This is a genomic window from Pseudomonas sp. 2957 (genome assembly GCF_031456345.1).
Taxonomy (GTDB): Bacteria; Pseudomonadota; Gammaproteobacteria; order Pseudomonadales; family Pseudomonadaceae; genus Aquipseudomonas; species Aquipseudomonas siliginis.
Genome location: NZ_JAVDUL010000003.1, coordinates 473,118 through 497,076 on the forward strand (window position 1 = coordinate 473,118; position 23,959 = coordinate 497,076).

A 23,959-nucleotide genomic window follows, 5' to 3' on the forward strand; every position below is an offset into this window, starting at 1 on the left:
ACGAAGGGGACGGGGATTGTCACTGGCTTGTGACAAAAGAGAAGAGCAAAAGCACCCTCACCCCAACCCTCTCCCGGAGGGAGAGGGGGCCGACCGAGGTGTCTTGCGTCCTCCGTCGACCTGAAAAATATTGGCGATTATGGATTCACCACCGCATTTACAGGTCAGCGCACCTCAGCAGCATCCCCCAATCGGTCCCCTCTCCCTCTGGGAGAGGGCTAGGGTGAGGGGCTTTTCGGGGCTAATCCACAGACCGAGGCAACTGCAACGTCACCCGCAACCCACCCTCACGCAGGTTCTGCAACGTCACCTCGCCGCCATGGCTATGGGCGATGTTGCGCGCAATGCCCAGTCCCAATCCGTAGCCCTGCTGCTGTCCCGCCAAACGGAAGTGCGGTTCGAACACTTGCTCCAGCCGCTGCTGCGGCACACCCGGCCCTTCGTCGTCGACGTGCAAAACGAACGCGCTGTCATCGTCATCGATGTGCAGGTGCGCGTTCTGCCCGTACTTCAAGGCGTTGTCGATCAGGTTGCCGATGCAGCGCTTGAGCGCCAGCGGTTTGCCCGGATAGGCCGACAGCGCGCGGCCATGCTGAGTGACGCGGCCATTGCCGTTCGGCGCCAGATACGGCTCGACCAGGCAATCGAGGACATGATTGAGATCCACCGGCTCGATGTTCTCGTGGATGTCGGTGTCTTTCACGCATTGCAACGCGCCTTTGACCAGCAGCTCCAGCTCATCCAGATCGCGGCCGAACTTGGCTTGCAGCTGTTCGTCCTCGAGCAGCTCGACGCGCAAACGCAGGCGGGTGATCGGCGTGCGCAGGTCGTGGGAAATCGCGCTGAACAACTGGCTGCGTTCGGTCAGGTAACGGCTGATGCGTTCGCGCATGGTGTTGAACGCGCGGCCAACTTCGACCACTTCACTGCCACCGCCCTCCGCCACCGGCTCGACGTCGGCGCCCAGCGACAGATCCCGCGCCGCCCGCGCCAGACGCTTGAGCGGCCGGCTCTGCCAGTGCACCAGCAGGCCGATGAACAACAACAGAAAGCCGCTGGTGAGGACGATAAACCATACCTGCTGCGCCGGCAGGCCTTGCTCTTCGAGACTGGTGTACGGCTCCGGCAGCAACGAGGCGATGTACAGCCACTCGCCCGGGGCCATTTGAATCTGCGTGACCAGCACCGGCGGATTCACCGGTTCAAGCGTCAACGCGTAGTGCGCCCAGGAGCGCGGCAATTCATCAAGTTTCAGCCCTGCGTTGAAAATGCGCAGGTCTTCGGGGCTGACGAAGGTCACCGAAATATCCGTGTCATGGCCCAGAGACTGGCGCAGCACTTCGTCCACCGCTTGCATCACCGCAGCCTTGCGCGGCGTCACCGGCAGCACGTCCATGCCCAGCGGCTTGTCGTTCAGCGTCACGACAAACCGGGTGCCGCCCATGCTGCGCAATTGATCGAGCACCAGCGGCCGATAGGCCACTGGCAAGGAACGGAAATAGCTGACGCTGGCGGTCATCGAATGCGCCAGGCTGCGGGCACTGGTGACGAGGCCTTCGAGCTGGGTAGCGCGCAACTGCGAGACCCAGATCACGCTCGACAGCGTCTGCGCGAACAGCACCGCCAGCAGAGTCAGCAGCAGCATCCGCCCGAGCAGTGAGCGCGGCACCGGTATGCGACTGGCGAATTTGCGCAGCGACTCAGTGAGCATTGCCGGCAACCACATTGGCTGCCAACTGATAGCCGCTGCCGCGCACGGTGCGGATCAACCGTGGCGGTTTTTCGGTGTCGCGCAAGCGTTGACGCAAACGGCTGACGGCCATGTCGACGATGCGATCGAGCGGCATCAGATCGCGGCCACGGGTGGCGTTGCCGATGGTGTCGCGGTCGAGGATTTGCTGCGGATGATCGAGGAACAGTTTCAGCAGAGCGAAATCGGCGCCGGAAAGGATCACTTCCTCGCCGTCAGTGTGGAACAGCCGATGGCTGACCGTGTCCAGGCGCCAGTCGTCGAAGACCAGCACTTCGCTGCCGCTGCGTTCGTGGGCGAACTGTGCGCGGCGCAGCAGGGCCTTGATCCGCGCTTGCAGTTCGCGCGGGCTGAACGGTTTGCCAAGGTAGTCGTCGGCGCCGAGTTCCAGACCGATCACGCGGTCGGCTTCGTCGGAACTGGCAGTCAGCATGATGATTGGCACCTGTGCCTGACGCGGGTGCTGGCGTACCCAACGGCACAGGCTGAAGCCGTCTTCGTCGGGCAGCATGACATCGAGGATCACCAGATCGCTCGGCGCCTCGTTGAGCGCCTGACGAAAACCGGCACCATCGGCGGTGGCCCGCACCTGGAACCCGGCGCGGGTCAGGTAGGTTTCCAGCAACTCGCGTATTTCCTGGTCGTCATCGACCAACAATATCGACTTGTTGACTGAGCTCACTTCGAAGGCATCCTTGTTGTTGGAGTTGGGCGGATTATGCCTTAAGCATCAAACTAACAAACACTACAGAAACCCTTGTGGGAGCGAGCCTGCTCGCGAATCGGTTTTAACATTCAACAGATCTGTTGACTGACACACCGCTTTCGCGAGCAGGCTCGCTCCCACAATTGGATTGCATTTCAGGTCGGGATTGATTGGTCCAGGGCCACACCGGCACCAACGAGGCCGGAATACGGCGCGGTCACCAGCCACACCGGGATGCCTTTGAAGTAATCGCTCATGCAGCCTTTGTCGGCGAAGCAGCGGGCGAAGCCGCTGGCGAGGAAGAAATCGGCGAAGCGTGGAATCACCCCGCCAACGATAAACACCCCGCCGCGCGCGCCGGTGGTGAGCACGTTGTTGCCGGCAACGCGGCCGAGCCAGCAGCAGAATTGCTCGAGCACTTCCAAAGCGATCGGGTCACCGGCAAGGCCAGCGGCGGTGATCGCTTCCGGCGTTTCAAGCGTAGGCTCATGACCATCCACCGCGCAGATCGCCCGGTACAGTCGAGGCAGGCCGCCGCCGCTCAACGCGGTTTCCGCGCTGACATGGCCGATTTCGTTGTAGATGTGTTGCCACAGTTGCGTTTCGCGTGGACTGCTCAGCGGCAGGTCGACGTGGCCGCCCTCGCCCGGCAACGCGGCAAAGCGCCCTTCGCCGAGATCGAGCAAGGTGCCGACACCCAGGCCAGTGCCGGGGCCGATCACCACCGCCGGGCGCAACGGCTCCGGCGTGCCTTCGCAAACCACGCTGAACTCGCCAGGCTGCAAGCGGGTCATGCCCAGCGCCATCGCCGAGAAGTCGTTGGTCAGCAACAACTGCTCGACCTGCAAGGTCTTGCAAAACGCGCTGCGGCTGAGCCGCCAGTGGTTGTTGGTGAACTTGAATTCATCGCCACTCACCGGACCTGCCACCGACAGGCACACTGAACCGATCGAACCCGGCGCCAGGCCGAGCCCGCTCAGGTACAGAGCGATTGCCTCTTCCGGGCTGGCGAAGTCGGCCGTGGCCAGCACCTGAACCGATTGCAGTTGCTGGTTTTGCCACAACGCGAACCGCGCGTTGGTGCCTCCGATGTCGCCGACCAAAGCCAGTTTCAATTAAGCGTCTCCAGGGCAGAAGTGAAGGCGCTGGCGCCCTGCTCCGCCGAGCTGAAGGCCATGCGCATGAAGCCAAACAGCTCGCGGCCGCTGCCAATGTTGTTGCCCAACAGGCCCTTGGCAGGTTCGCGCGCTGCAAATTCGGCGGCGTCGACCTTCAGTTCCAAGGTGCCTTTGACGCCATCGACGCGGATGATATCGCCCTCTTGCACGCGCGCCAAAGCGCCACCGACATAAGCTTCCGGGCTGACGTGAATCGCTGCGGGGATTTTCCCCGACGCGCCGGACATGCGCCCGTCAGTCACCAGCGCGACTTTGAAGCCGCGATCCTGCAGTACGCCGAGGAACGGCGTCATCTTGTGCAGCTCCGGCATGCCGTTGGAGCGCGGCCCTTGGAAGCGCATCACGGCGACAAAATCCTTCTCCAGCAGACCGGCCTTGAATGCGTCCGCCAGATCCTGTTGATCCTGGAAGACCATCGCCGGTGCTTCGACGATCTGGTTCTCCAGCGCAACGGCGGAAACCTTCATCACGCCGCGACCGAGATTGCCTTCCATCACCCGCAAGCCGCCCTCTTGCGAGAACGCACGGGATACCGGACGCAGAATGTTTTCGTCGAGGCTGTCGGTCGGGCCTTCACGCCAGACCAGCTCACCGTTATCGAGGAACGGCTCTTTGGTGTACTGGCTCAGGCCATGGCCGAGCACGGTGTTGACGTCTTCATGCAGCAGGCCGGCGCCGAGCAGTTCGCGAATCAGGAACGACATGCCGCCCGCTGCCTGGAAGTGGTTGATGTCGGCTTTGCCGTTCGGGTAGACGTGGCTCAGGGTCGGGACGACTTCGGAAAGGTCGGCCATGTCCTGCCAGGTCAGTTGAATGCCAGCGGCCATGGCGATGGCCGGCATGTGCAGGGTGTGGTTGGTCGAGCCGCCGGTGGCGTGCAGGGCAACGATGGAGTTGACCAGCGCCTTTTCGTCGACGATTTCGCCGATCGGCATGAAGTTGCCGTTCTGCTTGGTCAGGCGCGTGACCTGATGCGCGGCTTCGCGGGTGAGCGCGTCGCGCAGCGGCGTGTTCGGGTTGACGAAAGACGCGCCCGGCAAATGCAGGCCCATGACTTCCATCAGCAACTGGTTGGTGTTGGCGGTGCCGTAGAAGGTGCAGGTGCCCGGGCTGTGGTAGGACTTCATCTCCGATTCCAGCAGCTCTTCGCGGGTCGCCTTGCCTTCGGCGTACTTCTGGCGGACGTCGGCTTTTTCCTTGTTGGAAATCCCCGACACCATTGGCCCGCCCGGTACGAAAATGGTCGGCAGATGACCGAAACGCAGCGAACCCATCATCAGGCCCGGAACGATCTTGTCGCAGATGCCGAGCATCAGCGCACCGTCAAACATGTTGTGCGACAGCGCCACGGCGGTGGACATCGCGATCACTTCGCGGCTCGGCAGGCTCAGTTCCATGCCCGGCTCGCCTTGGGTCACACCGTCGCACATGGCCGGAGTGCCGCCGGCGAACTGGCCGACCGAGCCGATTTCGCGCAGGGCGTTCTTGATCTGTTGCGGGAAAACTTCGTACGGCTGGTGCGCCGAGAGCATGTCGTTATACGAAGACACAATGGCGATGTTCGCCGAGTTCATCATCCGCAGGCTGTGCTTGTCTTCAGTGCCGCAACCGGCCACGCCGTGGGCGAAGTTGGCGCATTGCAGCTTGCCGCGCATCGGGCCATCGGTGGCGGCGCCGCGAATCAATGCAAGGTAAGCCTGACGCGTGGCGCGGCTGCGGGCGATAAGCCGTTCGGTGACCTCAAGAACGCGGGGATGCATGTGTAGAACTCCAGGCTAACGGATGTGGCGACCTGATTGTCTATGCTGATCAAACGCCGTTGTTGTTGGAATGACAGACGGCTTTTTTGACCATTCGGACCAGTTGATTCAGGTCACTCGTTGTAGATAAAACAAAATATTGCCACTAAAAAGGCTTGTTTTCTATTTTTATGCGAATAATCTTGTAATTCCAACAACAAAACGACGGCGGCGCTGTTCCATGACTCTTCGAATCGCAATCAATGGTTTTGGCCGCATCGGCCGTAATGTCCTGCGCGCACTGTATACCCAAGGCTATCGTCAAGACCTGCAGATCGTCGCGATCAACGATCTGGGTGACAGTTCGATCAATGCCCATCTGCTCAAATACGACACCGTCCACGGCACTTTCGACGCCGAAGTGGCGCACGATAACGAAAGCCTGACGGTCAATGGCGACCGCATCGCGGTCAGCGCCATTCGCAACCCGGCCGACCTGCCCTGGGCCGCAGAAAAAATCGACGTAGTGTTCGAATGCACCGGTCTGTTCACCGACCGTGCCAAAGCCGCCGCGCATATCAGCGCCGGCGCCCGCAAGGTGATCATTTCTGCCCCGGCCAAAGGCGCGGACGCCACCGTCGTTTATGGCGTCAACCACGACATTCTGCGTCAGTCGCACCAGATCATTTCCAACGCTTCGTGCACCACCAACTGCCTCGCGCCAGTGGCGCAGGTGCTGCATCGTGAGCTGGGCATCGAAAGCGGTTTGATGACCACCATCCACGCCTATACCAACGACCAGAACCTCACCGACGTCTATCACAGCGACCCGTACCGCGCCCGTTCCGCCACGCAGAACATGATCCCGAGCAAGACCGGCGCAGCCGAAGCGGTAGGCCTGGTGCTGCCGGAACTGGCGGGCAAATTGACCGGCATGGCTGTGCGCGTACCGGTGATCAACGTGTCGCTGGTCGACCTCACCGTGCAACTGAAGAAAGAAGCCAGCGCCGACGAAGTCAACGCCCTGCTGAAAGCGGCGAGCCAGCATTCGAAGATTCTCGGTTACAACACCTTGCCGCTGGTTTCCAGCGACTTCAACCACAACCCGCTGTCGTCGATCTTCGACGCCAACCACACCAAGGTCAGCGGCAAGTTGCTGAAAGTGCTGGCCTGGTACGACAACGAATGGGGCTTCTCCAACCGCATGCTGGATAACTGCCTGGCGTTGTGTAACGCCGAATAATCCCGGCCGGTCCCCAATCCCTGTGGGAGCGAGCCTGCTCGCGAAAGCTATATGTCAGTCAATATGGAGCTGACTGACACAACGCCTTCGCGAGCAGGCTCGCTCCCACAGGAGATCCGATTTCAATTTGAAATCAGCGCTTGACCATTTAGCTGGATGATAAGCATTATCATTCGCTCGAAATGGATCAGGTCCTCCCGTGAGTCAATCGCGCTTCAACCATGTCTTCCTCGCCCAGCGCACTTCCCTGCTGCGCACGCTGGAACGGATGGTCAACAATCACAGCACCGCTGAAGACCTGTTGCAGGAGACCTACCTGCGCGTGACCCGGGCGTTGAGCGAACGGGCCATCGATCACCTTGAACCCTTTGTCTTCCAGACCGCGCGCAATCTGGCGCTGGATCATTTGCGTGCGCGCAAGATTCATGCGCGGACCATGGTCGACGACGTGCCGCAAGATGTCGTGCAGAGCATCGCCGCGCCCGCCAGCAGCGCTGAAGACGCCGCCCACGCCGAACAACTGCTGGAGCGTTTGAACGTGAGCCTCAGCCAACTTAGCCCGCGCCAGCAACAGATCTTCATCCTCAGCCGCCTGCACGGGCACAGTTATCAGGAAATCGCTGATGAACTTAATGTTTCGCTGAGCACCGTGCAGAAAGAACTGAAACTGATCATGTCGATCTGCATCGGTGTTGCCGAACGACATAACGGCAGCGGCAAGCTTTGAGCTGCAAGCTACAAGTAAAAACAAAAAGCGGTAACGCATCCGGCTTGCAGCTTGCAGCTTGAAGCTAGAAACTGCTTCGCCAGAAGCCCTGAGGAACCACCGTGACGGACACACACCGCTCGCCTTCGCCCGATTCGGCGCGGGACGCTGCAGCTGCAATGGACCAGGCGCTGGACTGGCTCATCGTGCTCGGCAGCCCGGATGAGGAACAGACCCGGCAATTTCATGCCTGGCTGGCGGCTGATCCGTTAAATGCCGAGGCATTCGCCAAGGCCCAGGCCATCTGGGACGGCCCGCAAGTCGCACTGTGCGCCGAGGCTCTGGCGACAAAACCGGTAAAAATCACCTTCCTCAAACGCTTGCGCCCGCACTGGAAACCGCTGGCCACCGCTGCGGTGCTGATCCTTGGGCTGTTCAGTTTCAGTAACTTGCCGATGCGCATTCAAGCGGATCACCTGACCGTGGTCGGCGAGCGTCAGCGTCTGCAACTGGAGGACGGCTCGAAGGTTCTGCTCAATACCAATTCGGCGTTTTCCAGCACCATCAACGATCAGCAACGCGTGGCCCGGCTGTTTCAGGGCGAGGCGTTTTTCGAGATCGCCAGCGGGCGCAATCAGCCGCTGGAGATCGACGCAGGTCCGGTAACGGCCAGCGTCCACGACACCGCATTCGCCGTGCGCTACCTCGACGGGGTCGCGCAAGTGAATGTGCAGCGTGGCGATGTCGATCTGCGCGCCACCCACAACGATGCCAGGGTGCGCCTGCGCGCCGGGGAGAGCATTCGCATCGGCCCCAACGGTTTTGATCGCCCGGCCAAGCTCGACGCCAATGCCGATCTGGCCTGGGTTGAAGGCCGCCTGGTGTTCGAGAACTGCCCGCTGAATCAGGTGCTGGCCGAGCTGCGCCGCTACTACCCGGGCTGGATCATCAACAACAACGAGCAACTGGCCGACGTCGCCGTCACCGGCAATTACCGTCTCGACCAGCCGCTCGACGTGGTCCGCTCCCTCGCCCACATCACCTCGGCGCGCCTGCAGGAATTCCCGGCGCTGGTGATCCTTAACTGAATGAGAATTATTTTTACTCGATAGCCAGCGACAGTACGTCTCGTTATAGCCAATGCAATTGATTCGCATCTAACCATGCCGATCAGCACCTATAAAGATTCGTGCGACACGGAGCGCTATCGATGTCCTCACGCCTTACCCGCCAGACTTCCTCCCCTTCCCGCGTGCTGTCGCTGCTGACTGCGGCCATTCTCATGGCCGGCACCGCGCCGCTGCTCGCCGCCGCCGAGCAACCGACACGCAACATGGGCGATTACGCCTTCGCCATCGGCCAGCAACCACTGGTTTCGGCATTGAATGCCTTTACCGCCGTGACCGGTTGGCAGGTCGGCTTGCCGGCCGAGTTGGGGCAGAACGTCTCGTCGCCGGGCGTGCGCGGTTCGCTGCCGCCGGAGAAAGCCCTCGAGCGCCTGTTGGTGGGGACCAACCTGAGCTTTCGCAAACTGAGCAACAACAATGTCGTGCTGGAAAAACGCAGCGGCAGCGGCACGCTCAATCTCGATCAGGTGACCATCAGCGCCACTCGCCAGGAACAGTCGGTCAACAGCGTGCCTTCGACGGTCAGCGTGCATGATCGCCAAGCGCTTGACCGCAACAACGTCAACACCATCAAGGATCTGGTGCGCTACGAACCGGGCGTTTCCGTTGGCGGTGCCGGCCAGCGCGGCGGCATCAGCGGCTACAACATTCGCGGTATCGACGGCGACCGCATCCTGACTCAAGTCGATGGCGTGGAAATCCCCAACGGCTTCTTCAACGGCCCGTATGCCAAGAGCCAGCGCAACTACGTCGACCCGGAAATCGTCAAACGCGTGGAAATTCTGCGTGGCCCGGCCTCGGTGCTGTACGGCAGCAACGCTATCGGCGGCGCGGTCAGCTACTACACGCTGGACGCCGACGACATCATCAAACCGGGCAAGGACGTCGGCGCGCGTCTGAAAAGCGGTTACAGCTCCGCCGATGACAGCTGGCTGAAGTCCGCCACCGTCGCTGGCCGCAGCGCTGAGTTCGACGGCTTGCTGCATTACAGCCAGCGCGACGGACACGAAACCGAGTCCTTCGGCGGCAATAACGGCACCGGCCTTGCGCGCACCGCCGCCAACCCGGAAGACGTGCGCGCAACCAACGTCCTGGCCAAGCTCGGCTGGAATTACAACGACGATTCGCGTCTGGGCCTGACCTACGAAAAGTACAAGGACGATCGCGACACCGACCAGAAAAGTGCCTACGGCGGCCCGTACTTCAATGGCGCGCCGACCATTCCGAGCAGCGTCCTGCCCGGCGGCATGTACCAGTGGCGCACCGGTAACGACACCATCACCCGCGAGCGTTTCGGCATCGAACACGCGTTCGCCCTCGACAGCCTGCTGGTCGATAACGTCAAGTGGAGCCTCAATCACCAGATCGCCAAGACCGACCAGAGCACCGAAGAGTTGTACTACCCGATCACTCGTAAAGTGCTGCGTACCCGCGACACGCTCTACGAAGAAAAACAGTGGGTGTTCGACGCGCAACTCGACAAGGCTTTCGCCATCGGTGACACCGATCACCTGCTGACTTACGGCACCACGATCAAACAGCAGAAAGTCACCGGCTCGCGCAGCGGCGACGGCACGTGTGTGGCCGTCGGTCGCGGCTGCACGGCGATTGGCGCGACGAGTCCGGCAGATGTGCTGGCCAAGGCCACTGATTTCCCCGATCCGACCATCAACACCTACAGCCTGTTTGCTCAGGATCAGATCAGTTGGAACGACTGGACCTTCCTGCCGGGCCTGCGCTACGACTACACCCAGCTCAAGCCGCACATCACCGAGGAATTCCTCAACACCGTGAATGCCGACGGCCAGGGCACGGTCAGCGACAAGAACAAGACCTGGCACAAGGTGTCGCCGAAATTCGGCCTGACCTATGCACTGACGGACAACTACACCTGGTACGGCCAGTACGCCGAAGGCTTCCGCACGCCCACGGCAAAATCGCTGTACGGGCGTTTCGAGAACAACACCACCGGCTACACCGTGGCGCCCAACTCCGACCTTGAACCGGAAAAAAGCAAAGGTTTCGAAACCGGCCTGCGCGGGAATTTCGAACAGGGTTCGTTCGACGTCGCGGTGTTCTATAACAAGTACCGCGACTTCATCAATGAGGACGCGGTCAAGCCGGGCGACGATGAGTTGACCTTCCAGAGCAACAACATCAAGCGCGCCACCATCAAGGGTGCGGAAGTCAAAGGTCGCTTGAATCTGGATGCGTTCGGCGCGCCGCAAGGCCTGTATACCCAAGGCTCGATCGCCTACGCCTACGGGCGCAACAACGACAGCGGCGAGCCGATCAACAGCGTCAATCCGCTCACCGGCGTGTTCGGCCTCGGTTACGACCAGGGCACCTATGGCGGTCTGCTGAGCTGGACCGTGGTGAAGAAAAAGGACCGCGTCGACGACAGCAACTTCAAGTCGCCGGACGGCGTCAGCAGTCAGTTCAAGACCCCGGGCTTCGGCATTCTCGATCTGGCCGGCTATTACAAGGTGACCGACGACGTCACCGTCAGCGGCGGCGTCTACAACCTGACCGACAAGAAATACTGGCTATGGGATGACGTGCGCGGTTACGACAGCGTCGGCGAAGCCTCGGTGACGCAACCGGCCAACCTCGATCGGCTGACCCAGCCGGGACGCAACTTCGCGATCAACCTGATCTGGGACATCTGATCCGGCCGGCCTCACTGCGCGTGTTCTCGCCGCGCAGTGAGGTTTTTTTTACTGTCCGGCGCCCGCCCGTACGTCTTGTTATCAAGCGCCTCATCTATCAAGGACACCCCATGACTACCCCGGAAAAAACCCTGCGTTCGCAACGCCTTAACCAGATCACCCATGAGCCGCACAGCAAACTCGATGCCCTGGTCAAAGCCCACGCACCATTCGAAACCCGCGCCAGCTTCGCCCGTTTCGTCGTTGCGCAATACCTGTTCCAGGCGGAACTGGTCGAGCTGTACAACGATGCCGAACTGATCGCGATCGTCCCGGATCTACCGGCCCGTTGCCGCGCCGAAGCGGCCAAGGCTGACCTCGCCGACCTCGACACCGAAGTCCCGGCGCCGGTGGCCGGCGCGCTGAAAAACCCGAGCAAGGCGCGGGCGCTGGGCTGGATCTTCGTGTCGGAGGGTTCCAAGCTCGGCGCGGCGTTCCTGATCAAGCGCGCGGTGGCGCTCGATCTGAGCGAGACCTTTGGTGCCCGGCATTTGGCTGAACCGCAAGGTGGCCGCGCCGAGGGCTGGAAAAGCTTCGTACGCACCCTCGATGCGTTGCCGTTCACGGCAGAGGAAGAGGCGGAAGTTGAGCAAGGTGCGCTGGATGCATTCAACCGCTTCACCGTGCTGCTGGAACGGGCTTATGCCATAGAAGCCGAAGTGGCCTGAAGCAACTCTTATCACTTGTGGGAGCGAGCCTGCTCGCGAAGACGGCAGCACATTCAACATCAATGTGCCTGATCAACCGCTTTCGCGAGCAGGCTCGCTCCCACAGAGCTCACCACAAATCTGTAAGATCCCCGTTCCGCTTCAGAAGCCGCCGCTGAGCCCATGCCCGCACCCGCCCCATCAAAACTCGCCCGTCTGCTGTTCGGCCTGCTGGCCTATGTCAGCCTCGGCATTGGCCTTGTCGCCATCGTCGTGCCCGGTCTGCCGACCACCGAGTTCATCCTCCTTGCCGCGTGGGCCGCGACCCGCAGTTCGCCGCGCCTGAGTGCCTGGCTGGAAAATCACCGCCTGTTCGGGCCGATCCTCAGTAACTGGCGCAACGGCAGGATCATCGCGCGCAAGGCCAAAGTCAGTGCCACCGTCAGCATGCTGCTGTGTGCGACGTTGATGCTGGTGATGCTCGATCACGGCTGGCCGATCTATCTGGCGATTGCCGGCATGGGCCTGGGCAACCTGTGGATCTGGTCGCGCCCGGAGACGCCCGTCGCGGTAGTGAAACATCCCTGCAATTAAAGCCTTTTCAGCACTTTCCCCTGCGCAAACGTTTAGCAGCGACCGTCCGTCGGCAAGCGCCTCATGCCGTTTCGCTTAACGCCGATGAGGATTGAATGGCGCTGAATGGATTTGGCAAACCGGGCTTCAGGCCCAGCCACCTGTTTATTCCATTCGCGAGATCGCCCCATGTTCGACTCTCTGTCCATTCGCCTGAAAATCGTCCTGCTCTCCGGCCTTTGCCTGCTCGGAGTGGTGGTGCTGATTGTCAGCATGAACATCTACCAGACCAACCAGAACGACGCGCTGGTCAGTCAATCCAGCAACCAGTTACTGACCGCCAGCGTGCAGAACCTGCTGCAGGCCAAGGCCGCCGAGCAAGCGGTGCGGGTGCAGAAAACCTTTGGTGAAAGCCTGCTCGTGGTCACCGCCCTCGCCGACCAGATCAAGGATCTGCGGACGATGGCGGCCAAGCGTTCGCTCGAAGCCGGCGCTGTTCGTGAAGAGTTGAACCAGAGCCTGAAAACCGCTTTCGAGCGCAACGATAAAGTCCTCGGCATCTGGCTGGCCTTCGAACCCAACGGCCTCGACGGCAAGGACAGCGAATTCGCCAACGATGCCGCGCGGCAGTCCAACGAAGCCGGGCGCTTCGCCTCGTACTGGAGCCGTGCCGCCGGCGCCGCGCTGAATACGATCATGGTCGAGAACGACCTGACCAAGACCACTCTCAGCGTCAGCGGCACGCCGTACAACAGTTGGTACACCTGCCCTCGCGATAACAAACGCACCTGCCTGCTTGACCCGTATGCCGACACGGTCGGTGGCAAGGAAATGCTCATGACGACCATTTCCGTACCGCTGCTGGTGGATGGCAAAGCGATCGGTGTGGTCGGTGTCGACATCGCGCTCGACGCCCTGCAAGCCGCCGCCGTCGACTCGCAGCGCAGCCTGTTCAACAACGCCGGTCATATGCTGATCGTCTCCGGCAGCGGTGTGCTGGCGGCCGACAGTGCTGACGCGACGCGGGTCGGCAAAAAAATCGGCGACACCCTCGGCGCCGATGGCAAGGATGTATTGCAACTGGTCGGCAGCGGTACGGCGAAAATCCTCGAACAGGGCGACCTGATTCGCGCGGTTTACCCGGTCGACCCGATCGGCAATTCGCGCGCCTGGGGCGTGGTCATCGACCTGCCCGAGCACGTGCTGCTGGCCGACTCGGTGAAACTTCAAGCGGTGCTGGATGACGCGCAACAAACCGGCGTCATCACTGCCCTGCTGGTAGCGGGCGTGGCCGGTCTGGTCGGCCTCCTGCTGATCTGGCTCACCGCCTCCGGCGTCACCCGTCCGATCAACAGCGTCGCCGAGATGCTGAAGAACATCGCCAGCGGCGAAGGCGATCTGACCCAGCGCCTGAACTACAGCAAGAAAGATGAACTGGGCGAACTGGTGAACTGGTTCAACCGCTTCCTCGACAAGCTTCAGCCGACCATCGCGCAGATCAAACAGAGCATCACCGAAGCACGTGGCACGGCCGATCAGTCGTCGGAAATTGCCCGCCAGACCAGCGAAGGCATGCAGGTGCAGTTCCGCGAAATCGATCAGGTCGCCACCGCCTCCAACGAAATGAGCGCCACCGCCCACGACGTCGCCAACAGTGCCTCGAACGCGGCCAACGCCGCCAAGGGTGCCGATCAGTCGGCGAAGGACGGTATGGCGATCATCGAGCGCAGCACCCGCGACATCAATCAACTGGCCGATGAGGTCAGCAAAGCAGTGACCGAGGTCGAAGCGCTGGCAGTGAACAGCGAGCAGATCGGCTCGGTGCTGGAAGTGATTCGCAGCATCGCCGAACAGACCAATCTGCTGGCCCTCAACGCTGCTATCGAAGCCGCCCGCGCCGGCGAAAGCGGTCGCGGTTTTGCCGTGGTCGCCGATGAGGTGCGCAACCTGGCCAAGCGCACGCAGGATTCGGTGGAAGAAATCCGCATCGTTATCGAGCGCATTCAGACCGGCACCCGTGGCGTGGTCGCGACCATGCATTCGAGCCAGACCCAGGCGCACAACAACGCCGGGCAGATTCGTCAGGCCGTTGATGCGCTGGGCAAGATCAGCGACGCGGTGACGGTGATCAGCGACATGAACCTGCAGATCGCCAGTGCCGCCGAAGAGCAAAGCGCCGTGGCCGAAGAGGTCAACCGCAACGTCTCGGCGATTCGCACCGTGACCGAAACCCTGACCGAACAGGCCACCGAGTCGGCAGCGATCAGCAGCCAGCTCAACAGCCTGGCTAGCCAGCAGATGAAATTGATGGATCAGTTCCGCGTGTAACAATCCAGCATAAATCCCTGTGGGAGCGAGCCTGCTCGCGAAGCGGTCGTCATATCCAACATCCGTGTTGACTGACACGACGCCTTCGCGAGCAGGCTCGCTCCCACTGGGGAAACGGGTTCACATCCTGGTTTCATCTAAACCGCGATTCTTTTGCACTATCATCGCCCTCTCGTTCCGGAGGGCCTTCGATGACTGATCTGCTCACGTCCATCCAAACCGCACTCGACCTGCCTCGCACGCCCATCCCCTTCAACGGTGACGGCGCGTTGCCCTCGGCGTTCGCCGTGACCGAGCTGGCCTGCGCCAGCATCGCCGCTGCCGGCCAAGCGCTCAGCGAATTGCTCCACCCGCAAATCGGGCACTTGTCAGCAGTTGCAGTCGACCGGCGCCTTGCCTCCTTCTGGTTCTCCACCTCGCTTCGCCCGATCGGCTGGCAGGTGCCGCCGTTATGGGACGCGATCGCCGGCGACTATGCGACCCGGGACGGCTGGATCCGTCTGCACACCAACGCTCCGCATCACCGCGCCGCCGCTGAACGCGTGCTCGGTGCCTGCGCCGACCGCGCCGCAATGGCGGCAAAAGTCGCGCAATGGGACAGTGCGGATCTGGAACAAGCAGTGGTCGACGCCAACGGCTGCGCCGCCGAGATGCGCAGTTGGGCGCAGTGGCAGCAACACCCGCAAGGGCTGGCGGTGAATGCCGAAGCGCTGGTGCAGTTCATCGAGCAGACGGACGAGAAACGCACCGCCTGGCAAGGCTCGATCGCACGACCGCTGGCCGGGATCAAGGTGCTCGACCTGACCCGCGTGCTCGCCGGTCCCAGCGCCAGCCGCTTTCTCGCAGGGCTAGGCGCAAACGTGCTGCGCATCGATCCACCGAGCTGGAACGAACCCGGCGTGGTACCGGAAATGACCGTCGGCAAACGCTGCGCGCGGCTGGATCTGCAAGTGCCAGCGGATCGCGCAGTGTTCGAAGGTTTATTGCAAGACGCCGACATCTTGCTCCACGGCTATCGCGCCGATGCGCTGGAACATCTGGGGTTTGGTATTGAACGCCGAAGGCAACTGGCACCGGGGCTGATCGACGTCTGCCTCAATGCCTACGGCTGGAGCGGCCCCTGGCAGAACCGCCGGGGCTTCGACAGCCTGGTGCAGATGAGCAGCGGCATCGCCGAGGCCGGGCAGCATTGGAGGCACAGCGATAAACCGACGCCACTGCCGGTGCAGGCGCTGGATCATGCGACCGGGTATCTGATGGCGGCGAGTGCAATAAGGCTGCTGACTGAACGACTGGCCAGCGGTCGCGGGGGTTCGGCGCGGTTGTCGCTGGCACGGACGGCGAAGCTGTTGCTTGAGCATGGGCCGGGGATGCTTGACCCGCTGCGGGCTGAAGACGCACTGGATCAGGATCCGGCGATTGAACACACCGCGTGGGGACCGGCGCGGAGGTTGCGCGTGCCGCTGCAGATCAGCGGGACGGCGATGCGGTGGAATTGGCCGGCGACGGAGTTGGGCTCGCATCCTCCGTGTTGGCCATGAGAAGCCCCTCACCCTAGCCCTCTCCCAGAGGGAGAGGGGACTGATTGGGGGATATTGGAGAGTTACGCCGACGTGCAAGATTTTCGTCGAATCCATAATCGACTCGATCGCTCAGGTCGATGTATAGCGCCAGACACCTCGGTCGGTCCCCTCTCCCAGAGGGAGAGGGGACTGATTGGGGGATATTGGAGAGTTACGCCGACGTGAAAGATTTTCGTCGAATCCATAATCGACTCGATCGCTCAGGTCGACGTATAGCGCCAGACACCTCGGTCGGTCCCCTCTCCCTCTGGGAGAGGGCTAGGGTGAGGGGCTGCTTTTCAGATCACAACGACAACACCCCGCTATACAACCCATACGCCGCCAGCCCCGCCCCGATCACCACGCAAGCAAAAATCCCCTTTTCCACCGTAGTGAAAACCGGTTGCCCCTGTTCACGCTTGGCCTTGGCAAACAGGATCACCCCCGGCGCATACAGCAGCGCCGACAGCAGCAGATACTTCACTCCCCCGGCATACAACAGCCATACCGCGTAAACCAGGGCGATGCCGCCGATCAGCAGATCCTTGGTACGTTCCGCCGAGGCGTGTTCGTAGGTTTCGCCGCGCCCGCTGAGCAGCACCGCATAGGCCGCCGACCACAAATACGGCACCAGAATCATCGACGACGCCAAGTAAATCAGACTGGTGTAAGTGCCCGCCGAGAACAATGTGATCAGCAGGAAAATCTGGATCATCACATTGGTCAGCCACAGCGCGTTGACCGGCACGTGGTTCTTGTTTTCCTTCTTCAGGAACGCCGGCATGGTTTTGTCTTTGGCCGTGGCGAAGAGGATTTCCGCGCACAGCAAGGCCCATGACAACAACGCGCCCAACAGCGAAATCGCCAGCCCGACGCTGATCAGCAACGCACCCCACGGCCCGACGATGTGCTCGAGCACCGCTGCCAGCGAAGGGTTCTGCAGATTGGCCAGTTCAGGCTGGCTCATGATGCCCAGCGACAGCACGTTGACCAGCACCAGCAGCGCCAGCACGCCGAGAAAACCGATGACCGTGGCACGGCCGACGTCGCTGCGTTTTTCTGCGCGAGCCGAATAGACGCTGGCGCCTTCGATGCCGATGAACACGAACACGGTGACCAGCATCATATTGCGCACCTGGTCCATCACCCCGCCGAAGTTCGGGTTGCTGCGGCCCCAGATGTCGCGGGTGAAGATGTCAGCCTTGAATGCCACGGCAGCGATGACGATGAACATGATCAGCGGCACGACCTTGGCCACGGTGGTCAGTTGGTTGATCAGCGCCGCCTCCTTGATCCCGCGCATCACCAGAAAATGCACCGCCCACAACAGCAGCGAAGCGCAGCCGATGGCGATCGGCGTGTTGCCCTGACCGAATACCGGAAAGAAATAACCGAGGGTGCTGAACAGCAACACAAAATAGCCGACGTTGCCCAGCCAGGCGCTGATCCAGTAACCCCACGCCGACGAAAAGCCCATGTAGTCGCCGAACCCGGCCTTGGCGTAGGCGTAGACGCCCGAGTCCAGCTCCGGTTTGCGATTGGCCAGGGTCTGAAAGACGAAGGCCAGCGTCAGCATGCCGATTGCGGTGATGCCCCAGCCGATCAGGATCGCCCCGGCATCGGCGCGCGCCGCCATGTTTTGCGGCAACGAGAAAATCCCCCCGCCGATCATCGACCCCACCACCAGCGCGATCAACGCACCAAGGCGCAGCTTTTGCGTCGGTTGCGACATGCAGATCTCCTTGAAAGAGCCGTTGTTGTTTATTTGTAACAACAGCCGACTAAAAGCCTAAGGGTAGATGACGTTTATCAGGTAATGGCCAATTTCGCACCGTTATATATAGCCGACCACGATAACGCTTAGCACGTTAAGTCAGTTTTGTGCGCCAATCTTGATTATTCAATTCTGTACTGAAAACAGATGACGGACATTTGCCAAACGCGGAAAAGCAACTAGCGTCATAGTTCGAAAGCATTAATTGCTATTCCCAATTGCGTAAGCGAAACGGCTCTGGGACGGGCCTTCCAGAGCACAGTGCTATGCCCGCAACGGGTGGATAAGTCATTCATTAACAATGGAATGTGGCCATGCACTGATCCAAGTCAGCTATTCGAACAGACAACGGTACTAGGCTGTGAGCTCTCCTTTCCTGCAATGGAGTCATGCAAATGTCTGAAGCGCCCGGAAAACTAAGACTCGGTGCACTGGTTGCACTGGTAGTCGGTTCAATGATCGGTGGCGGGATATTTTCGTTGCCACAAAACATGGCCGCCAGCGCCGACGTCGGTGCAGTGCTGATCGGCTGGGCCATCACCGCAGTCGGCATGCTCACCCTCGCATTTGTCTTTCAAACCCTCGCCAATCGCAAGCCTGACCTGGACGGCGGGGTCTACGCCTACGCCAAGGCCGGATTCGGCGACTACATGGGTTTCTCATCCGCCTGGGGTTACTGGATCAGCGCCTGGCTGGGCAACGTCGGCTACTTCGTTCTGCTGTTCAGCACCCTCGGCTACTTCTTTCCGATCTTCGGCGAAGGCAACACGCCGGCGGCGGTGATCGGCGCGTCCTTGCTGCTGTGGGGCGTGCATTTCCTGGTGTTGCGCGGGATCAAGGAAGCGGCGTTCATCAACCTGGTGACCACCGTCGCCAAGGTCGTACCGCTGCTGCTGTTTGTGCTGATTGCGGTCTTCGCGTTCAAACTGGACATCTTCACCGCCGACATCTGGGGCGTGAAAAACCCCGATCTGGGCAGTGTGATGAACCAGGTGCGCAACATGATGCTGGTCACCGTCTGGGTGTTCATCGGCATCGAAGGCGCGAGCATCTTCTCTGCCCGCGCCGAGAAACGTTCGGACGTCGGCAAGGCCACCGTGATCGGCTTCATCACCGTGCTGCTGTTTCTGGTGCTGGTGAACGTGCTGTCGCTGGGCATCATGACCCAGCCGGAACTGGCGAAACTGCAGAACCCGTCGATGGCCGCCGTGCTTGAGCATGTGGTCGGTCACTGGGGGGCGGTGCTGATCAGCGTCGGCTTGATCATCTCGCTGCTCGGTGCGCTGCTGTCGTGGGTGCTGCTGTGTGCGGAGATCATGTTCGCCGCCGCCAAAGACCACACCATGCCGGAGTTTCTGCGCAAGGAAAACGCCAACCATGTGCCGGTCAACGCCCTGTGGCTGACCAACGCGATGGTGCAGGTGTTCCTGATCATCACCCTGTTCTCGGCCAGCACTTACCTGTCGCTGATCTACCTCGCCACCTCGATGATTCTGGTGCCGTACCTGTGGTCAGCGGCCTATGCCCTGCTGCTGGCGGTGCGCGGCGAGAGCTACGAAGGCTTCGCCGCCGAGCGGCGCAAGGATCTGATCATCGGCGGTATCGCCCTGATCTACGCGGTGTGGTTGTTGTATGCCGGCGGGGTCAAGTACCTGCTGCTGTCGGCCCTGCTCTACGCGCCCGGCGCGATCCTGTTCGCCAAGGCCAAGCTGGAACTCAAACAACCGGTTTTCACCAACGTCGAGAAGCTGATTTTCGCCGCAGTGGTCGTGGGTGCCGTGGTGGCGGCCTATGGTCTCTACGATGGCTTCCTGACGCTGTAACCCCTGATTGAATTGTCATCTGGAGGAACACAGAAATGACCACGGAAAAAGTGAAGTACGGCGTCCACTCCGAAGCCGGGAAACTGCGTAAAGTCATGGTTTGCTCCCCAGGTCTGGCCCATCAGCGGCTGACCCCGAACAACTGCGATGAACTGCTGTTCGATGACGTGCTGTGGGTGGCGCAGGCCAAGCGCGATCATTTCGACTTCGTCACCAAGATGCGCGAGCGCGGCATCGACGTGGTGGAAATGCATAACCTACTGACCGACATCGTTGCCATCCCCGAAGCGCTGGACTGGATTCTTGAGCGCAAAGTCACTGCCGACTCGGTGGGCCTGGGCCTGATCAGCGAAGTGAAATCCTGGCTGAAAAGCCTCGAGCCACGCCACATCGCCGAATTCCTGATTGGCGGCGTCTCGGCCGATGATCTGCCGGACAGCTTCGGTGGCAAGACCATCCAGATGTTCCGCGACTTCCTCGGCCACTCCAGCTTCATCCTGCCGCCGCTGCCCAACACCCAGTTCACCCGCGATACCACCTGCTGGATCTACGGTGGCGTGACGCTGAACCCGATGTACTGGCCGGCGCGCCGTCAGGAAACCCTGCTGACCACCGCCATCTACAAATTCCATCCGCAATTCACCAACGCCGAATTCGAGATCTGGTACGGCGACCCGGACAAGGACCACGGCAACTCCACCCTTGAGGGCGGCGACGTCATGCCGATCGGCAACGGCGTGGTGCTGATCGGCATGGGCGAGCGTTCATCGCGGCAGGCCATCGGCCAACTGGCGCTGAACCTGTTCAACAACAAAGCGGTGGAAAAAGTCATCGTCGCCGGCCTGCCGAAGTCCCGCGCAGCAATGCACCTGGACACCGTGTTCAGCTTCTGCGACCGCGACCTGGTGACGATCTTCCCGGAAGTGGTCAACCAGATCGTCGCCTTCACCCTGCGCCCTGACGAAAGCAAACAGGGTGGCATCGACATCCGCCGCGAAGAAGGCAGCTTCCTCGACACCGTCGCTGCGGCGCTCAACCTGCCGAAACTGCGCGTGGTGGAAACCGGCGGCAACAGCTTCGCCGCCGAACGCGAGCAATGGGACGACGGCAACAACGTGGTGGCGATGGAACCGGGCGTGGTCATCGGCTACGACCGCAACACCTACACCAACACCCTGCTGCGCAAGGCTGGCGTGGAGGTCATCACCATCAGCGCCGGCGAACTCGGCCGGGGCCGTGGCGGCGGTCACTGCATGACCTGCCCGATCATCCGCGACCCGATCGATTACTAATCTTTGAGCCTTCGCCGCGACTTATCGAGCGCGGCCAAGGGGATAACCGAAACCCAAGGAGATCCATCATGGCTTTTAACATTCACAACCGTAACCTGCTCAGCCTGGAACACCACACCCCACGTGAGCTGCGTTACCTGCTCGATCTGTCCCGCGATCTGAAACGCGCGAAATACACCGGCACCGAGCAACAACACCTGAAGGGCAACAACATCGCCCTGATTTTCGAGAAAACTTCGACCCGCACCCGTTGCGCCTTCGAAGTGGCGGCCTATGACCAAGGCGCCAACGTCACTTACATCGACCCGAACTCCTCGCAGATCGGCCACAAGGAAAGCATGAAGGACACCGCCCGCGTGCTCGGGCGCATGTACGACGCCATCGAGTACCGTGGCTTCAAGCAGGAAATCGTTGAGGAGCTGGCCAAGTTCGCCGGCGTGCCGGTGTTCAACGGCCTGACCGATGAATATCACCCGACCCAGATGATCGCCGACGTGCTGACCATGCGTGAGCACGCCGACAAGCCGATCCATGAAATCAGCTACGCCTACCTGGGCGACGCGCGCAACAACATGGGTAACTCGCTGCTGCTGATCGGCGCCAAACTGGGCATGGACGTGCGCATCTGCGCGCCGAAAGCGCTGTGGCCGTTGGACGATCTGGTCGCGCGCTGCAAAAAATACGGCGAGGAAAGTGGCGCACGCATCACCCTCACCGAAGATCCGAAAGAAGCGGTCAAGGGCGTGGACTTCATTCACACCGATGTCTGGGTATCGATGGGTGAACCGGTGGAAGCCTGGGCCGAGCGCATTCAGCAACTGCTGCCGTATCAGGTCAACGCCGAGCTGATGAAGGCCACCGGCAACCCGCGTACCAAGTTCATGCACTGCCTGCCGGCGTTCCACAACAGCGACACCAAGGTCGGCAAACAGATCGCCGAACAATATCCGCACCTGAAAAACGGTATTGAAGTGACCGACGACGTGTTCGAGTCGCCGGCCTGCATCGCTTTCGAGCAAGCGGAAAACCGCATGCACACGATCAAGGCGATTCTGGTCTCGACCCTGGCTGATCTCTGACGCCACAGCGCTCCCACTGAAGGAACCGGAAACCCAATGTGGGAGCGAGCCTGCTCGCGAAAGCGGTGGGTCATTCAACAGCGATGTCGACTGATCTGACGCGTTCGCGAGCAGGCTCGCTCCCACAGGGATATCGGTTCCAGCAGGGAGATCGAATCGTTTGTCATTCCTCTGCTTAGAAGGATTGCACCATGCGTATCGTCGTAGCCCTGGGCGGTAACGCCCTGCTCCGCCGTGGTGAGCCGATGACCGCTGACAACCAGCGCGCCAACATCCGCATCGCCACCGAGCAAATCGCCAAGATCCATCCCGGCAACCAACTGGTCATCGCCCACGGCAATGGCCCGCAAGTCGGCCTGCTGTCGCTGCAAGCGGCGGCCTACACCTCTGTCACCCCATACCCGCTGGACGTGCTCGGTGCCGAAACCGAAGGCATGATCGGCTACATCATCGAACAGGAACTGGGCAATCTGCTCGACTTCGAAGTGCCGTTCGCCACCCTGCTGACTCAGGTTGAAGTCGATGCCAACGACCCGGCTTTCAAGAAGCCGAGCAAGCCGATCGGCCCGGTCTACGAGAAAGCCGAAGCGGAAAAACTCGCCGCCGAAAAAGGCTGGGCGATTGCCCCGGATGGCGACAAATTCCGCCGCGTCGTCGCCAGTCCACGGCCGAAACGCATCTTCGAAATCCGCCCGATCAAGTGGCTGCTGGACAAGGGCAGCATCGTCATTTGCGCTGGTGGCGGCGGCATTCCGACCATGTATGACGAAAACCGTAACCTCAAGGGTATCGAGGCGGTGATCGACAAGGACCTGTGCTCGTCGTTGCTCGCCGAGCAACTGGAAGCCGATCTGCTGGTGATCGCCACTGACGTCAACGCAGCGTTCATCGATTACGGCAAGCCGACGCAGAAAGCCATCGCCGAAGCCCACCCGGACGAACTCGAACGCCTTGGTTTCGCCGCCGGCTCCATGGGACCGAAGGTGCAGGCAGCCTGCGAATTCGCGCGCCATACTGGCAAGGTCGCGGTGATCGGTTCGCTGGCCGATATCGAAGCCATCGTCCAGGGCACCGCCGGTACGCGGGTCAGCACGGCGAAGCCGGGGATCAGCTACCGATAACAATAAACGCCGGGGCAGGCTCAAGGCCTGCTCCGCTTCCATGCCTTGAAAGGAGTAGCTCAATGGCCCAGTTCGAACCTGGTCATCTGCACATCGAGCGGCACGCGTTGACCGACGATGACGTCAATTACAACGTGCATCTGGACTATGAAGTGTTCACCGACCCGCAGAAAGGCAAGGGGATTCAGTTCACCCTGCACGGCAGCATGCAGGGCAAGGACATGAAGGAGGCGTTTTTCCTGCCCAAGGAAGAGGCCTACAACTTCGCCCGCGATGTCACGCGGATCGCCGAGAAGTACGGCATACCCAAGACCCACAGCCAGATCGGCTCGGTGCACAAGCATTACGATCTGATGTTTGAAGACATTCGGCAGAAGTTGAATATGCAGTCGGGGGATCCGGTGAACCTCGAGCATTTCGAATAAAAATCAAAAGCCCCTCACCCTAGCCCTCTCCCGGAGGGAGAGGGGACTGATTGGGGGATGCTGCAGCATTGCGTCGGCCTGATCCTGCATCACTGAATCCATAATCGCCCGGTACTTTCAGGTCGATGCATAACCCCAGACACCTCGGTCGGCTCCCTCTCCCTCCGGGAGAGGGCTG

General features: G+C 61.0%; 17 protein-coding genes and 2 pseudogenes. 14 read left to right on the forward strand and 5 right to left on the reverse strand.

The genetic code is table 11. From position 1 onward, the window contains the following. Positions 1–241: 241 nt before the first annotated feature. The 4 genes from J2Y39_RS12645 to edd all read right to left on the reverse strand — a co-directional run bounded on the left by J2Y39_RS12645 (position 242) and on the right by edd (position 5,394). Positions 242–1,711 (reverse strand): ATP-binding protein, encoded by a 1,470-nt coding sequence (locus J2Y39_RS12645; protein ID WP_056787959.1) that lies wholly within the window; start codon positions 1,709–1,711, stop codon positions 242–244. Continuing rightward, on the reverse strand, positions 1,701–2,432 hold the full coding sequence (locus tag J2Y39_RS12650) for a response regulator (protein ID WP_016773529.1): 732 nt from the start codon (positions 2,430–2,432) through the stop codon (positions 1,701–1,703). The genes J2Y39_RS12645 and J2Y39_RS12650 overlap by 11 nt, the downstream gene beginning before the upstream one ends. A gap of 179 nt (positions 2,433–2,611) precedes the next feature. After that, positions 2,612–3,571 (reverse strand): glucokinase, encoded by a 960-nt coding sequence (locus J2Y39_RS12655; protein ID WP_310217952.1) that lies wholly within the window; start codon positions 3,569–3,571, stop codon positions 2,612–2,614. Continuing rightward, complete coding sequence (edd, locus tag J2Y39_RS12660) at positions 3,568–5,394, reverse strand: phosphogluconate dehydratase (RefSeq protein WP_016773527.1); 1,827 nt, start codon at positions 5,392–5,394, stop codon at positions 3,568–3,570. Before edd ends, J2Y39_RS12655 begins: the two co-directional genes overlap by 4 nt. Positions 5,395–5,614: 220 nt before the next feature. Here edd and gap point away from each other — a divergent pair, with 220 nt between their 5' ends. The 9 genes and pseudogenes from gap to J2Y39_RS12700 all read left to right on the forward strand — a co-directional run bounded on the left by gap (position 5,615) and on the right by J2Y39_RS12700 (position 16,246). After that, entirely contained in the window at positions 5,615–6,616 is a 1,002-nt protein-coding gene (gap, locus tag J2Y39_RS12665) for a type I glyceraldehyde-3-phosphate dehydrogenase (protein WP_016773526.1), read from the forward strand. Between the two features lie 199 nt (positions 6,617–6,815). Further along, positions 6,816–7,343: an RNA polymerase sigma factor gene (locus tag J2Y39_RS12670; protein WP_095181483.1), complete on the forward strand. Its 528-nt coding sequence runs from the start codon at positions 6,816–6,818 to the stop codon at positions 7,341–7,343. Between the two features lie 101 nt (positions 7,344–7,444). Continuing rightward, positions 7,445–8,410, forward strand: a complete 966-nt coding sequence (locus J2Y39_RS12675; protein WP_150637495.1) for a FecR domain-containing protein — start codon at positions 7,445–7,447, stop codon at positions 8,408–8,410. 122 nt (positions 8,411–8,532) lie between these two features. Further along, on the forward strand, positions 8,533–11,118 hold the full coding sequence (locus tag J2Y39_RS12680; protein WP_310217959.1) for a TonB-dependent receptor: 2,586 nt from the start codon (positions 8,533–8,535) through the stop codon (positions 11,116–11,118). A gap of 110 nt (positions 11,119–11,228) precedes the next feature. Continuing rightward, positions 11,229–11,825 carry a biliverdin-producing heme oxygenase gene (locus J2Y39_RS12685; protein WP_310217961.1) on the forward strand — a complete coding sequence of 199 codons (597 nt, stop codon included), beginning with the start codon at positions 11,229–11,231 and terminating at the stop codon, positions 11,823–11,825. 162 nt (positions 11,826–11,987) lie between these two features. Further along, positions 11,988–12,398, forward strand: coding sequence for a YbaN family protein (locus J2Y39_RS12690; RefSeq protein ID WP_110602508.1), 411 nt, complete (start codon positions 11,988–11,990; stop codon positions 12,396–12,398). A gap of 441 nt (positions 12,399–12,839) precedes the next feature. After that, positions 12,840–13,799 (forward strand): annotated as a pseudogene (locus tag J2Y39_RS26520) (chemotaxis protein); the annotation flags it as partial. Between the two features lie 378 nt (positions 13,800–14,177). Further along, positions 14,178–14,705, forward strand: a pseudogene (locus tag J2Y39_RS26525) (methyl-accepting chemotaxis protein); the annotation flags it as partial. A gap of 191 nt (positions 14,706–14,896) precedes the next feature. Continuing rightward, positions 14,897–16,246, forward strand: coding sequence for a CoA transferase (locus J2Y39_RS12700; RefSeq protein WP_310217968.1), 1,350 nt, complete (start codon positions 14,897–14,899; stop codon positions 16,244–16,246). 325 nt (positions 16,247–16,571) lie between these two features. Here J2Y39_RS12700 and arcD (J2Y39_RS12705) read toward each other — a convergent pair whose 3' ends face one another. Next, a complete protein-coding gene (gene arcD, locus J2Y39_RS12705; RefSeq protein ID WP_310217972.1) occupies positions 16,572–17,999 on the reverse strand; it encodes an arginine-ornithine antiporter in 1,428 nt (475 codons plus the stop codon). A gap of 437 nt (positions 18,000–18,436) precedes the next feature. Here arcD (J2Y39_RS12705) and arcD (J2Y39_RS12710) point away from each other — a divergent pair, with 437 nt between their 5' ends. The 5 genes from arcD (J2Y39_RS12710) to J2Y39_RS12730 all read left to right on the forward strand — a co-directional run bounded on the left by arcD (J2Y39_RS12710) (position 18,437) and on the right by J2Y39_RS12730 (position 23,781). Beyond that, on the forward strand, positions 18,437–19,864 hold the full coding sequence (gene arcD / locus J2Y39_RS12710; protein ID WP_041479781.1) for an arginine-ornithine antiporter: 1,428 nt from the start codon (positions 18,437–18,439) through the stop codon (positions 19,862–19,864). A 35-nt stretch (positions 19,865–19,899) separates the two neighbouring features. Next, entirely contained in the window at positions 19,900–21,156 is a 1,257-nt protein-coding gene (gene arcA, locus J2Y39_RS12715; protein ID WP_016773516.1) for an arginine deiminase, read from the forward strand. Between the two features lie 68 nt (positions 21,157–21,224). Next, positions 21,225–22,235, forward strand: a complete 1,011-nt coding sequence (locus J2Y39_RS12720) for an ornithine carbamoyltransferase (protein ID WP_041479782.1) — start codon at positions 21,225–21,227, stop codon at positions 22,233–22,235. A gap of 191 nt (positions 22,236–22,426) precedes the next feature. Next, positions 22,427–23,356, forward strand: a complete 930-nt coding sequence (arcC, locus tag J2Y39_RS12725) for a carbamate kinase (protein WP_056787936.1) — start codon at positions 22,427–22,429, stop codon at positions 23,354–23,356. A 62-nt stretch (positions 23,357–23,418) separates the two neighbouring features. Beyond that, entirely contained in the window at positions 23,419–23,781 is a 363-nt protein-coding gene (locus J2Y39_RS12730; RefSeq protein ID WP_041479784.1) for a DUF5064 family protein, read from the forward strand. The last annotated feature ends 178 nt before the right edge of the window (positions 23,782–23,959 follow it).